This is a genomic window from Curtobacterium sp. MCPF17_003 (genome assembly GCF_003224385.1).
Lineage (GTDB): Bacteria > Actinomycetota > Actinomycetes > Actinomycetales > Microbacteriaceae > Curtobacterium > Curtobacterium flaccumfaciens.
This window is the reverse complement of the sequence record NZ_QKLC01000008.1, coordinates 1-12,774: the sequence shown is the minus strand read 5'-3', so window position 1 is coordinate 12,774 and position 12,774 is coordinate 1. Positions and strand designations below refer to the sequence as shown.

The following is a 12,774-nucleotide window of genomic DNA, read 5'->3' as shown; positions in this document are numbered from 1 at the left end:
CATACCGCCCGGGCCGCCACGACGCGAATCCGCCTCGCCTCCGACGCCGCGGCTGACGCTGACGCCGATGTGGACGGCCACAGCGGACTCGCGCTGCGGCGCTCCGGCGTCACGCCGGGGTGACCGCCACCGTCCTGCCGGTCCGCACCGACTCCTGCGCCGCCAGCACGATCGACAGCGTCCGCAGCCCGACCCCGACATCGGGCTGCGGCTGCTCGCCGGACCCCACGGCCGCCAGGAACGTGCGGAGCATCGGCAGGTCGTGGTCGGGTCCGTACCGGAGCTCGATCGGCCGGCCCCCGACCGCGTCGAGTCCGCGAGCAGCCGCCCCGAAGAAGTCCACCGACACCGTGCCACCGGTCCCGGCGACGTCGAGCGTCAGCCCACCCCACACCGGCGACGTGTCCGGTCGGCTCCACGAGCAGTCGATCGCCGCGATCGTGCCGTCGTCGTACGTGATGGTCACCAGACCCGCGGTCTCGGCGTTCGCGCGGTCCGCGTGCAACACCCGGTTGGCGACCGCGGTGACGGACACCGGCGCCGCTCCGGTCAGCCCGTCGATCAGGTCGGCGACGTGCACGACGTGGTCGACGAGGGCGCCGCCTCCGCTGGACCGGACGTCGGTGAACCAGTGCCGGGCGAGCGGCAGCATGCCGTTGTTCGCGCCCCGGACCGAGAACACCCTGCCGATTGCGCCGGAGTCCCGCGTCGCGCGCAGCCGGTCGAACGCCGGGGCGAAGCGCACCGGGAACGCCATCATGAGCAGCACCCCGGCGCGGTCCACCGCATCGCGGATGGCGAGGCCGTCCTGCCACGAGGTCGCGAGCGGCTTCTCGCAGAGCACGTGCGCCCCCGCTGCCGCCGCGAGCTCGACGTGCTCACGGTGCCGGGCGTTCTCGCTCGTGACGATCACCGCGTCCGGGCCCCAGGCGAGCAGTTCGTCGACGGAGTCCGCGTACCCGGCGCCGAGCGCGTGTGCCAGCTCGGCGCCGCGCAGGTCGCCGAGTTCCGTCCCCGTCGAGACGCCGTCCGGATCCGTGCCGCGCACCTCGACGTCGGGCATCGCCGCCAGGGCGCCGAGGTAGCTGATGGCGTGCGTGTGGGCGAAGGAGAGCACGCCGACCCGGAGCGTCACCGCGACACCTCCACCGGCTGGCCGGACTCGATCGAGGCGATCGCCGCGTTCGCGATCCGCACCGCAGCGACGCCGTCATCCACGCTGACCCGGGGCGGTGCACCGCCGTCGAACGCGGCGAGGAAGTCGGCGAGCTCCAGCGCGTACGGGTCGTCCGCCGGGTCGACCGTCGGCAGGAAGCCGTCCACGGAAGCCGGTGCCGCGAGGTCGCTCCGGGTGTCCTCCTCTGCCCGGGACGAGTGCGACAGGCTGCCGAGCGTCCCCGTCACCGAGTACTCGGTCGTGAAGGCGAGGTGCTGCGGCCCCCACAGCCCGGCGACGTGGCTGATCGCGCCCGACTCGTGCGTGAGCAGGACGTGTGCCGCCTCGACCGGCTCCGCCTCGGAGCCCGCGCGGACGCTCACCGCCGACACTCGGGTCACCTCGCCCGCCACCCAGCGTGCGATGTCGAGGTCGTGGATCATCTGGTCCATCACGATCCCGCCCGACAGCGCGCGGTCGCCGAACCAGGGGACGTGGGTGGGGAAGGCGCCGGACCGCGAGAACCGCAACACCGCCAGGTCGCCCAGGAGGCCCGTGGTCGCGGCCTCGTGCAGGCGCGCGTACGCGGGGAACCAGCGCACCACCTGGGCCGGGTAGAGCTGGACGCCTGCGTCCGCAGCGCGCGCCGCCAGGTCCGCCGCGTCCGCGTCGGTCCGGGCCAGGGGCTTCTCGGAGACGACGTCCTTGCCGGCCGCGATCGCCGCACGGACGACCTCGGCGTGGGCGTGCGTCGGGACCACCACGTCGACGACGTCGACCCCGGCGAGGAGTTCGTCGAGGCTGTCGGCGACGGTGATCGTGCTGCCCTCGGCCCGGGCGGTGTCGGTGAACGCGGCGACGAGTTCGTGTGCGCCCTCGCGAGCGTGCACCACCACGTCGCCCAGACGGAGCAGCCCGGGCAGGTGGGCGACGGAGATGCCGCCCGCGCCGACGAGCCCGATGCGTTTGCGGGCGAGGGACTCCGACTGCGACGTCATGGGGTCAGCGTAGGAGACGCTGGGAACGACGGGCTGGTCAGCGGGGTCCTGCCACGCCGACCAGGTTGCCCGCCGGGTCGTGGAAGTGCCCGATCGTGACACCGCCGCCCTCGTTGCGCTGCGCCGGCAGGACGACGGTGCCGCCGAGTTCCTCGACCCGCTCGAGCGTCGCAGCGACGTCCTCGACCCCGACGTAGAACAGCGCGTGGGCGGTGAACCCCGGGCCACCGCCGATGCCGCCCGCGACCGGCCCGGCGCCCGGCACCGGGTCGAGGAACGAGTACGAGGACTGGTCGGAGACAGCTGCGGCGACCGGGGCGCCTGCGGGGGAGTCCCAGCCGAAGAGCGCGGCGTAGAAGGCCCGCAACCGGTCCGGGTCGGGGCCGATGAGTTCGACGTGCACCACTGCGTTCGTCATGCGCGCCGTTCTACTCCGACCGAGGCCCTGAGGTCAGGCCAGCCAGCCGGGGTCGGCGAAGAGCTCCTCGAGTTCGCGCAGCAGTCGGGTCGTGTGGAAGCCGTCGGCAGCAGCGTGGTCGACGTGCAACGCCAGCGGCAGCAGCGTCCGGTCACCAGCGGCCCGGTACCCGCCGAGCGTGATGATCGGCAGCAGGTGGTCCCAGCCGTCGCGCACCTGGAGCGAGAAGCCGGTGAACGATGCTCCCGGCAGGGTCGAGACGTCGAAGACGTTGCCGGGCCGGTCGTCCTGCGGGAACATCCGGGTGTCGTCCCGGTACTCCGCCATCGTCGACACCGCAGCGTCGTGGAAGGTGCTGAAGTCGTCGTGGTACGGCACGACGAGGGCGGAGAACGTCTCGGTGTCCGTGTGGAACACGGTGAACATCGGGTGGACACGGTCCCACACGGCGGGGGAGCCGTCGTCCAGCAGCTGCATCCGGAACTCGTCGTGCCGGTTCACCACGGTCGCGATGGCCCAGAGCTGCGACGCGTAGGTCCGACGGCCGGTCGCTCGGACGCGCTCGACGAAGGCGGTGACGTCGAGTTCGACGGTCACCTCGTACGCGCACGGCACGCGGTGCCGGTAGTGTTCGAAGTGCTCCCGGCGGGGCCACTGGTCGACGTCGATCGCCCGGAGTTCCGTCATGGCTCCACCCTCGTGCGGGATCGCTTCCCTACGGTGGAGCCATGCCGACGCTCGAACGTGTTCCCGCCCTGGTCGCCACCGGATTCCTCGCGATCCCCGTCGCTGAAGCCCTCGTCGCGTTGCCGACCGAGGTCGTCATGAAGATCGAGGGTGCCCCGATCGACGCCGACCTGGCGGACACCGCAGCATTCTCGGAGGCGTACGGCTACCCGCTGGCCGGCGGCGCCAACTGCATCGTCGTCGCGGGCAAGCGCGGCGACGAGGTCCGCTACGCCGCCTGCGTCGTCCTGGCATCGACCAAACTCGACGTCAACCGGGTCGTGAAGCAGCTGCTCGACGTCCGCAAGGCGAGTTTCGCCCCGATGGACGAAGCGGTCGAGCTGACCGGCATGGAGTACGGCGGCATCACCCCCATCGGGCTGCCGTCGTCGTGGCCGCTCTACATCGACGCGCGGGTCCTCGACGCCCCCGAGGTCGTCATCGGCGCCGGCCGTCGCGCCGCGAAGCTGTTCCTGCCCGGCGCCGCACTCACCGCGCTGCCGAACGTGACCGTGGTCGAGGGTCTGGCGACCGAACCGGTCAGTCCGACGGCCGGATGAGGCAGAACGGGTGCCCCGCGGGGTCGAGGTAGACGCGGAACGTCTCCGTGCCCGACCCCGTCGCCGTCGCACCGATCGCGAGCACCGCGGCCTCGCCGTCGTCCAGGTCGTCGACCTTCACGTCGAGGTGGCTCTGCTGCGGCACCGCTTGCCCGGGCCACTCCGGCGCCCGGTAGTCGTCGACCTGCTGGAACGCCAGGATCGGACGGTGGTCGGTGAACGGGAGGGCGAGCTCCGCCCAGTCCTCGTCGAAGCCGACGATCTCCCCGCCGAGCAACTCGGCGTAGAAGCGGGCGAGGGCGCGGGTGTCCGGGCAGTCCAGGACGACGACGTCGAGTGTGCCGATCATGGCCGACACGGTAGACCCATCAGCGTGCGGCGGTCAGGGCCTTGGTGATCCGCTGCAACGAGACGGTCTCGGCGGTCCCGAGTTCCTGCGCGAACAGGCTCAGCCGGAACTCCTCGAGCATCCACCGAGCGTGCACGAGCTCCGGGTGCGCCCCGACCGCGGGCGGGAAGGTGCCGCCGGCATCGGTGTAGCGGTCCGTCGCCACGGTCACCTCGCGCATCCAGGTCGCGTCGCGTCCGGGGTTCTGCAGCAGCTTCTGCACGCGCGCCTCGATGCCCTGCAGGTAGACACGGATGCGGCGCAGCCGGTCGAGCCCCGCGACGGCGACGAACCCGGGGAACACCAGGCGCTCCATCTGCTGCCGCATGTCGCTGAGGGCGGCGAGCAGCGACATCGAGTTCGCCTGCTTGAGTGCTCGTTCGGCGGAGCGCTGTGCGGCCAGGACGGCCGCGACCTCGGACACCGCGGTGAACATCGTGTCGACGACGGAGGCCGACACGGCATCGCGGACGGACTCGAACTCGGCCTTCGTGAAGACGAGGCCGTCCGGGTGTGCCCGACGGATACCGGCGTCGACCACGGCGGCCAGCACGTCGTCGAACAGCGCGGCGGTAGACGGGTAGGGGCTGGCGGCGAGCGCGAGCTTCTCCTGCGCGGTCAGGTGCGACTGGATGTACGACACGGGCGACGGCACCGCGTGCATCACCAGACGGCGGACCCCGGCGGGCATCCGGACGACGCGGTCGGAAGGGGTGGCGAGCAGCTGCACGCCGACGGTCGCCTTCGGACCCGTGCCTTCTTCGACCAGGGACGGGTACGCGCGGATGACACCGCCGGCCTGCTTGGTGTCGAGGGTCTGCGGCAGGTCCTGGTCGGGCCAGGTGGTGAGTCCGGACTGTTCCAGCGGGCGACCGGCGCCGGCGGATGCGACGCGAGCCGCGCCTCCTGGCCGTCCTGCGCCCTGCACCGTGGCGGAGGCGACACTCTGCCGGGTGCGGTCCTCGAGCTTGGTCTGCAGGGCCGACAGGTCCTTGCCGGTCTCGACCCGGCGACCACGCTCGTCGACCACGGCCCACGTCGGCAGCAGGTGCGCGGGGACACGGGACAGGTCGAAGTCGGACTCGGAGACCGGCACGTAGGTCATGCGCTGGATCGCCTTGGCGAGGGTGGCGCGGAACGACTCCGTCGGCTCGGTCGGGGCGTCGTCGGGCAGCTCGGCGACGATCTTCTCGGCCCAGTCGGCAGCGGGCACGACGTTCTTGCGGATCTGCTTCGGCAGCGACTTGATGAGCGCGGTGACGAGTTCTCTCCGGAGGCCGCGCACCTGCCAGTCGAAGCCCTCTTCGCGCATCCGGGGCAGGAGCGCGAGGGGGACCTGCACGCTGACGCCGTCGTCCTCGGCACCGGGCTCGAAGCGGTACTTGATGGCGAGACGCTGGTCGCCGCTCCGCCACTGGGTCGGGTACTCCACGTCGTCCTCGGCCGCCTCGGCCGCTGATTCGTCCAGCAGGTCCGAACGGCGCATCGTGAGCAGGTCCGGCTGTTCACGGCGAGTCGTGCGCCACCACCCCTCGAAGTCGCGGGTCGTGGCGACGTCGGCCGGGATGCGGGCGTCGTAGAACTCGTAGACGTTCTCGTCGTCGAGCAGGATGTCCCGGCGGCGGGTGCGTTCCTCGAGTTGCTCGAGTTCCTTGCGGAGCTTCCGGTTGGCGCGGTCGAAGGCCTGCTGCGAGTCCCACTCGCCCTCGACCAGGGCGTGGCGGATGAAGAGCTCACGGGAGTGTTCCGGGTCGATCCGCGAGTACTGCACGCGGCGGCGCTGCACGATCGGGACACCGAACAGGGTCACCCGCTCGTAGGCGACGACCGCGCCCTGCTTCTTCTCCCAGTGCGGCTCGCCGTAGGTGCGCTTGAGCAGGTCCCCGGCGAGCGGCTCCACCCAGGCGGGGTCGATCCGGCCGACGGTCCGGGCGAACAGCCGGCTGGTCTCGACGAGTTCGGCGGCCATCACGGCGTCGGGCTGCTTCTTCGCGAGCACGCTGCCCGGGAAGACCACGAACCGGGTGTTCCGGGAGCCGAGGTAGTCGCGCTTCTCGCGGTCCCGCAGCCCGATCTGACTGAGGAGTCCGGCGAGCAGTGCCCGGTGCACGGCGTCGCCGTCGTCGGAGCGGGACTGCCCGACTCGGACGTCGACCTGCTTCGCGGCACGGGAGAGCTGCCGGTACAGGTCCTGCCACTCGCGGATGCGCAGGTAGTTCAGGAACTCGGCCTTGCACAGCCGGCGGAACGCGCTCGACGAGAGTTCCTCCTGCTGGTCCTCGATGTGGTTCCAGAGGTTCAGCAGGGTCAGGAAGTCGCTCGTCGGGTCGGCGAAGCGGGCGTGCAGCTGATCGGCGTGCGCACGCTTCTCGAGTGGGCGTTCGCGGGGGTCCTGGATGCTCAGGGCGCTGACGATCGCGATGACCTCGCGTCCGACGCCCTGCCGTCCGGCCTCGAGCACCATCCGACCGAGCCGGGGGTCGATCGGCAGCCGGGTCAGCTGTCGCCCGGACTTCGTGATGCGGCCGTCCTTGTCGACGGCACGGAGCTCACGGAGCAGGTCGAGGCCGTCCTTCACGCCCCGGCTGTCCGGCGGCTGCAGGAACGGGAACGACTCGATGTCCCCGAAGCCGAGCGAGATCATCTGCAGGATGACCGCGGCGAGGTTCGTGCGGAGGATCTCGGGGTCGGTGTACTCGGGGCGTCGGCCGAAGTCGTCCTCGGAGTAGAGCCGGATCGCGATGCCGGCACTGGTGCGGCCCGCTCGACCGGAACGCTGGCTGGCGCTGGCCTGCGAGATCGCCTCGATCGGCAGGCGCTGCACCTTGGCCCGCGGGGAGTACCGCGAGATGCGTGCCGTCCCCGTGTCGATCACGTACTTGATGCCGGGCACGGTCAGTGAGGTCTCGGCGACGTTCGTGGCGAGGACGACACGACGGCGGATACCCGGGGTGTGCCGGCGCTCGAAGACCCGGTGCTGGTCGGCGGCGGACAGGCGGCCGTACAGCGGCAGGACCTCGGTGCCCGGGTAGCGCTTGCCCTCGATCGCGTCCTGCGCGTCGCGGATCTCGTTCTCGCCGGACAGGAACACGAGCACGTCGCCCGGGTCCTCCTGCGCCAGCTCGTCGAGGGCGTCGGTGATGCCCTGCAGGGTGTCGCGGTCGTCGGCGGCGTTGCCGCTGTCACCGGTGCGGGAGTCCGACTCGTCGTCGGCGTCGTCGTCCTGGTCTTCGGCGACGAGGGGGCGGTACCGAATCTCGACCGGGTAGGTGCGGCCGGACACCTCGATGATGGGGGCGTCGTCGAAGTGCTTCGAGAACGACTCCGGGTCGATCGTCGCGCTCGTGATGATGAGCTTCAGGTCGGGGCGACGGGGGAGCAACCGCTTCAGGTAGCCCAGCAGGAAGTCGATCGTCAGGGACCGCTCGTGCGCCTCGTCGATGATGATCGTGTCGTACCGCTTCAGGTCGCGGTCGAAGTGGATCTCGTTCAGCAGGATGCCGTCGGTCATCAGCTTCACGCGGGTCTCGGAGCCGACCTTGTCGGTGAACCGGACCTGGTAGCCGACGAGCCCACCGAGCTCCCCGCCGCCCAGTTCTTCCGCCACCCGCTCGGCGATGGTCCGCGCCGCGATCCGGCGGGGCTGGGTGTGCCCGATGTGCTCACGACCGAGCTCGAGGCAGATCTTCGGCAGCTGCGTCGTCTTGCCCGAGCCGGTGGCCCCGGCGACGATGACCACCTGGTTGTCACGGATGGCAGCCGCGATGTCGTCCCGCCGCTGCGAGACCGGCAGTTCGGGCGGGTACGTGATGACGGGCAGCGGAGAAGACATGAGCATTCCAGGATACAGGCGCGCCGGGCGGGAGGGGCGTCAGGCGATCTGCTGGGCCAGGGCGTCCGCCGACCGGGAGGGTAGTTCGCACACCCGGTCGTGGCAGACGTACGCGGCAGGGTCGAGCACGTCGCGTCCCTCGAACAACGAGAACCCCGCCCCGGCCCAGTCGCGTGCCTGCTCCGGCGTGGTGGTGGCGACGACCGTGCCGGGGCGACGAGCACGGTGTGCCACGGCCCGCATCGGGTCGTCGGTGCCGCTCGTGACGACGACGATCTCGCGTGACGGCCGTTGCAGGGCGAGGGCGACACCGAGGGCATCCGCGTGACCGAGGGGTCGCTCGGTCCCGGTGCGGGCGCGGTCGGCGACGAGTCGTGCCGCGGCGACCCGCAGCGCCTCGTCGCCCGTCAGTGCCCCGAGCGTCGCGGCGGCCGATGCCAGCGCCACGGTGCCGGACCGCATCGCGGTCTGCGGCTGTTCGCCCGTGGCGGTCCCCGCGGAGGCCAGCACCGGGTCGACGTCGAAGCGCTCGGCCAGGCCGTCGTCGACCAGCGAGCGTGCGACGGTCGCGTAGGAGACCTCGCCCGTCACCAGGGCCAGTTCGAGCAGCCCTTCGGCGAGCAGTCCGACGTCCTCGACGGTGGCCGGGGCGGAGGACGCCCCGCGCGGTGTGCTGGACCGCACTGTCACGTGGCCGTCCTGCACGTGGGCGGCGAGGACGGCGTCGGCCGCACTCCGCGCGAGCGCGACGAGTTCTGGATCGCCGTGCCGCGCGCCGGCGATCGCGAGCCCCCGGATCGCCAGGCCGTTCCAGCCCGTGAGCACCTGGTCGTCCAGCGGTGGCGGGTCGAGCTGGGCGCGCTCGGCGACCGGTCGGCGGTACCACTCACCCTCGACCCGACGGCCGTCGATGGTCGACTCGCTGTCCTGCGCGGCGACGAACGCCCCGTCGGCACGGCGCAGGGTGTCCCGGAGGAAGTCGGCGATGCCGCGGGCCTGCTCGGCACCCGCGACCGCGAGCAGCCCTGCGTTGTCGTAGAGCATCCGTTCGTAGTGCGGCACGCTCCAGTCGCGCCTGGTCGCGTACCGGAAGACGCCGCCGTCGGCGTCGGTCAGCTCGGACGCGCGGATCGCGTGCAACGACCGGTCGAGCAGCCCGTCGGCCTCGGCGTCGCCGTCGGCCGCCGCGTCGGCGAGGAACTCGAGCAACGGCGTGCTCGGGAACTTCGGCGCGCCGCCGAAACCGCCGTACGTGGTGTCCTCTGCCCGGGACAGCTGGTCCGTGACGGCCCGGATGGCGTCCTCGGACGGGAGGCCCGGGTCGGCTCCGGCACCGCCGTCGCCCGATCGGGTCGCTGCGTCCGCCACGGCGCCCTGCCGGATCGCCGTCGCGATGGCCGAGGCGTTCGCGTCGACCTCGTGCCGACGCTCGGTCCAGGCGTCGAGCACCGCGGCCAGGATCTGCCGGAACGCCGGGACCTGCCCGACGGGAGTGGGCGGGAAGTACGTCCCCGCGAAGAAGACGTGGCCGTCGGGCGTCAGGAACGTCGTCAGCGGCCAGCCGAGCTGTTGCGTGAAGGCACTCGCCGAGGCCATCAGGCTCGCGTCGACGTCCGGGCGTTCTTCGCGGTCGACCTTCACCGACACGAAGTCCCGCCGGAGCAGCTCGCCGATCTCCGGGTCGGCGAAGCTCTCGCGCGCCATGACGTGGCACCAGTGGCACGTGGCGTACCCGACGGACACCAGCACCGGGACCCCGCGCTCGCGCGCTTCGGCGAACGCCTCGGGACCCCACTCGCGCCAGTCGACGGGGTTGTCGGCGTGCAGACGCAGGTACGGGCTGACCGAAGTGCCGAGGCGGTTGTCGTTCATGGCTCCAGCGTGCCCGCCCGCGACTGGGCGGACCACCGCCCGGGGACATCTGTGGACGGGACGGCCGCTCTGCACAGGCCGTGCGGGGAGATCAGCGCTCGAGCCACCCCGTGATCGACGCGAGCCGTGCGGCCACCTGGGCGGGGCTCTGGCCGTCGGTGTCCACCCGGGCGACCGTGCCGGCAGTGGCCGAGTCGAGCCTCCCGGCCGTCCGCGTGCTGTGCGCGAGCTGCGCCTGCGGGACGGCACCACCCGCTCGTCGAGCGAGCCGGTCGGCGGTCGTGTCGTCGGATGCGCGGAGCAGGACGACGCTGACCAGCGGATCGTCGCCCATCGCTACAGCGAGGCGCTCGTGTTCGAGCACGGACACGGTGTTCGTGTAGACGAGTCGGTGGTGACCGATCGCCCGGTAGCCGGCCCAGATCGTGGCCAGGTTCCGCTGGGCCAGGTGCGCCTCGGGGTGTTCGACGTGCGGCGCCGGGTGGGCGAGGTCGAGCAGGTCGCCCTCGATCACCGCGTGCCGGACGTCCGCAGCGACGAGCATGTCGTGCAGTGCCTCGGCCGCGGTGGACTTGCCCACACCGGAACGTCCGCCGACGAACAGGACCTCGGACCGGAGCACCGTGTCAGCCCAGGTTGAGGGACAGGAGTGCGAGTGCGGCGTCCTCGGGGCCGTAGTCGAACATGTGGTCCCAGAACGGGTCGTCGGCCCAGGGGACGTCGCCGTCGGCAGGCGTGGCGTGGGCGGTCTCGACCAGCCATGCCAGTTCCGGGGCGACGGCGGCCTGGAACTCCGGCGGTTCCCACCCCAGGGCACGTGCTGCCGTGGTGTCGAGGACGAACGGCGACGGCGACGACCAGGGCGTGCCGCCCACGAAGGCGGGCGCGTCCTCGTCGAGCAGGACCTCGTCGAACCGGTGGTCCAGGTGTCCGGCGATCGTGCGGACGATCTCGAGCACGGTCGGGGCGGAGGCGTCCGCGACGTTGAGGATCCGGCGGTCCGGTGCGTCCGCCACGAGTCGGACGAGCGAACCGATTCCGCTCGCCGCCGTCGTGTGGTCGATGCCGCGGCCGTGGTCGGCGAGCAGGATGCGTTCCCGGCCGTCGAGCGCGCGGCGGACGACGAACCACTCCCGCGGGCGGCCGATGTCGACGCCGTACACCTTCGACGGGCGGAGCACGGTGACCGGGGCGCCGTGGTCGAGCAGGACCTGTTCGGCCGCCACCTTCGCGGCGCCGTACCCGTCACGACTCGTCGGGTCGCCGTCCCCGGCGGTGACCGTGGGCTGGATCTCGGTGACCGCGCCGCCGAACACCGGCTTGTCGAGCGAGTTCGCGTGCCGGCCCTGCTCGTCGGCGTAGACGGCCTTGGACGAGACGAAGACCGTCGAGCCGACGTCGTCGAGGAACGGCAGGAGCTGCTGGGCGTCGTCGCGCGTCACACCGACGGTGTCGACGAGCAGGTCGGCTCCGGGGCGGAGCAGGTCACGCAGGACGGAACGGTCGCGCCGGTCGCCGGGGACGAACGTGGCCCCGGAGGCCGTCAGACTGTCGGCGACCGGGCCACCGCGTCGGGCGACGAGGTCGACCTGCCAGTCGTCGCCGCCACGGCCCGAGGCGTCGAGGAGCGCACGTGCGACGGCCGAGCCGATCCCGCCGGTGCCGCCGAGGATGACCGCGCGTCTGGTGCTCATGGTGCAACGGTAGTGCGGTGTCGGCCGTTCGCCGTCGGTCCTCGGCTGTCCGTCCTCGGCCGTCGGCCAGGCGCGGCCGCCGTTCCGCGACCGGTTCCGTCAGGAGGCGAGTTGCTCGTGCCGCCACCAGTCGGCCAGCGAACCGTCGTAGACCTTCACCCGGTCGTGCCCGAGCACCGTCAGGGCGAGGGCGTCGACGCACGCGGCGCTGCCCACCCCGCAGTACGTGACGATCTCGTCGGCACCGATCACGTCGGCGAAGGCCCGCTCGAGTTCGGCACCGCGCAGGTACGCGTTCGTCTCGGGGTCCACCAGGGTGTCCGCCGTGATCGGGGTGCTGCCCGGCACGATCGGCGGGTGGTCGTCACCGAGGGCGGCCCAGGGCGCGGCGAACACCAGTGACGCCGGCTCTTCGCCGGAGACGGCACGGGTGACGCGGTCGTGGTCGGCCCAGAGCGCACGTTCTTCGCCGGCCAGGAACGCATCGGCATCGGGATCGGACGGCGCCGCGGGCGTGCGCAGTGCGCCCACGCGCACCGGGCGGCCCTCGTCGCGCCACTTCGTGAAGCCACCGTCGAGGACCGCGACCGAGTCGAAGCCGAACGAACGGAAGATCCACCACAGGCGCGCCGACCACTCGCCGACGCTGTCGTCGTAGACCACGACGGTCGACGTGTTCGTCACGCCGAGCTGTGCCGCGGCCACCTCGAAGCGCTCGGCGCCGGGGCGGGTGAACGGGACGTCGGCGTCGGCGGCGGAGAAGTCGTCGATCAGGTCGGCGAAGCGGGCGCCGGGCACGTGGCCGCGCTGCTCGTGGGCGTCCCGCCCGGGGAGCCAGGTGGTGCCGAACCCGGCCCCGACCGTGTGCACCGAGGCGTCGAGCACGACGAGCTCGTCAGCACCGAGGTGGTCTGCGAGCCACTGCGTCGACACGAGTGGTGAGGTCAGGACGGGGGCCATGCCGCACACCATAATCCGCACCCCTGACGTGGACCAGAGTCGTGGACACACGGCGCAACCGGGGGTGAGGGTGGGGTGCATGCGTGGGCATTGATCGACGATGCACCAGTCGTTCGACGAGTGGTCTGTCGGAACATGCGCGGGCATCGAGCTGTCTCTTATACACATCT

The 12,774-nt window shown here is 72.0% G+C and carries 11 protein-coding genes; 1 reads left to right on the top strand and 10 read right to left on the bottom strand.

Annotated features, from left to right (window positions below; all coding sequences use genetic code 11):
- Positions 1 to 109: 109 nt before the first annotated feature.
- From DEJ30_RS09610 to DEJ30_RS09595, 4 genes are read right to left on the bottom strand one after another with little or no spacing between them, the layout of a single operon-like run.
- The gene (locus DEJ30_RS09610; protein WP_110860842.1) at positions 110 to 1,135 is read right to left on the bottom strand and encodes a Gfo/Idh/MocA family protein; all 1,026 of its coding nucleotides are present in this window, start codon (positions 1,133 to 1,135) and stop codon (positions 110 to 112) included.
- Positions 1,132 to 2,154, bottom strand: coding sequence for a Gfo/Idh/MocA family protein (locus tag DEJ30_RS09605; RefSeq protein ID WP_110860840.1), 1,023 nt, complete (start codon positions 2,152 to 2,154; stop codon positions 1,132 to 1,134). Before DEJ30_RS09605 ends, DEJ30_RS09610 begins: the two co-directional genes overlap by 4 nt.
- Before the next feature lie 37 nt (positions 2,155 to 2,191).
- Positions 2,192 to 2,572 (bottom strand): VOC family protein, encoded by a 381-nt coding sequence (locus DEJ30_RS09600; RefSeq protein ID WP_110860838.1) that lies wholly within the window; start codon positions 2,570 to 2,572, stop codon positions 2,192 to 2,194.
- A gap of 33 nt (positions 2,573 to 2,605) precedes the next feature.
- On the bottom strand, positions 2,606 to 3,259 hold the full coding sequence (locus DEJ30_RS09595; RefSeq protein WP_110860836.1) for a CatA-like O-acetyltransferase: 654 nt from the start codon (positions 3,257 to 3,259) through the stop codon (positions 2,606 to 2,608).
- A gap of 41 nt (positions 3,260 to 3,300) precedes the next feature.
- Between DEJ30_RS09595 and DEJ30_RS09590 the strand changes: the two genes are divergently transcribed.
- Positions 3,301 to 3,858 (top strand): YbaK/EbsC family protein, encoded by a 558-nt coding sequence (locus tag DEJ30_RS09590; RefSeq protein WP_071246993.1) that lies wholly within the window; start codon positions 3,301 to 3,303, stop codon positions 3,856 to 3,858.
- On the opposite strand, the gene DEJ30_RS09585 is transcribed toward DEJ30_RS09590, so the two are convergent.
- The 6 genes from DEJ30_RS09585 to DEJ30_RS09560 all read right to left on the bottom strand — a co-directional run bounded on the left by DEJ30_RS09585 (position 3,839) and on the right by DEJ30_RS09560 (position 12,604).
- Positions 3,839 to 4,207 (bottom strand): VOC family protein, encoded by a 369-nt coding sequence (locus DEJ30_RS09585; protein ID WP_110860834.1) that lies wholly within the window; start codon positions 4,205 to 4,207, stop codon positions 3,839 to 3,841. The two genes, DEJ30_RS09590 and DEJ30_RS09585, sit on opposite strands and share 20 nt — an antisense overlap.
- 19 nt (positions 4,208 to 4,226) lie before the next feature.
- Entirely contained in the window at positions 4,227 to 8,078 is a 3,852-nt protein-coding gene (gene hrpA / locus DEJ30_RS09580; protein WP_110860832.1) for an ATP-dependent RNA helicase HrpA, read from the bottom strand.
- A 39-nt stretch (positions 8,079 to 8,117) separates the two neighbouring features.
- Complete coding sequence (locus DEJ30_RS09575) at positions 8,118 to 9,950, bottom strand: thioredoxin domain-containing protein (RefSeq protein WP_110860830.1); 1,833 nt, start codon at positions 9,948 to 9,950, stop codon at positions 8,118 to 8,120.
- 91 nt (positions 9,951 to 10,041) lie between these two features.
- Positions 10,042 to 10,572 carry an AAA family ATPase gene (locus DEJ30_RS09570; RefSeq protein ID WP_110860828.1) on the bottom strand — a complete coding sequence of 177 codons (531 nt, stop codon included), beginning with the start codon at positions 10,570 to 10,572 and terminating at the stop codon, positions 10,042 to 10,044.
- 4 nt (positions 10,573 to 10,576) lie between these two features.
- Positions 10,577 to 11,644: an NAD(P)-dependent oxidoreductase gene (locus tag DEJ30_RS09565; RefSeq protein ID WP_110860826.1), complete on the bottom strand. Its 1,068-nt coding sequence runs from the start codon at positions 11,642 to 11,644 to the stop codon at positions 10,577 to 10,579.
- A gap of 99 nt (positions 11,645 to 11,743) precedes the next feature.
- Positions 11,744 to 12,604 carry a sulfurtransferase gene (locus DEJ30_RS09560; RefSeq protein WP_181420083.1) on the bottom strand — a complete coding sequence of 287 codons (861 nt, stop codon included), beginning with the start codon at positions 12,602 to 12,604 and terminating at the stop codon, positions 11,744 to 11,746.
- Positions 12,605 to 12,774 lie beyond the last annotated feature (170 nt).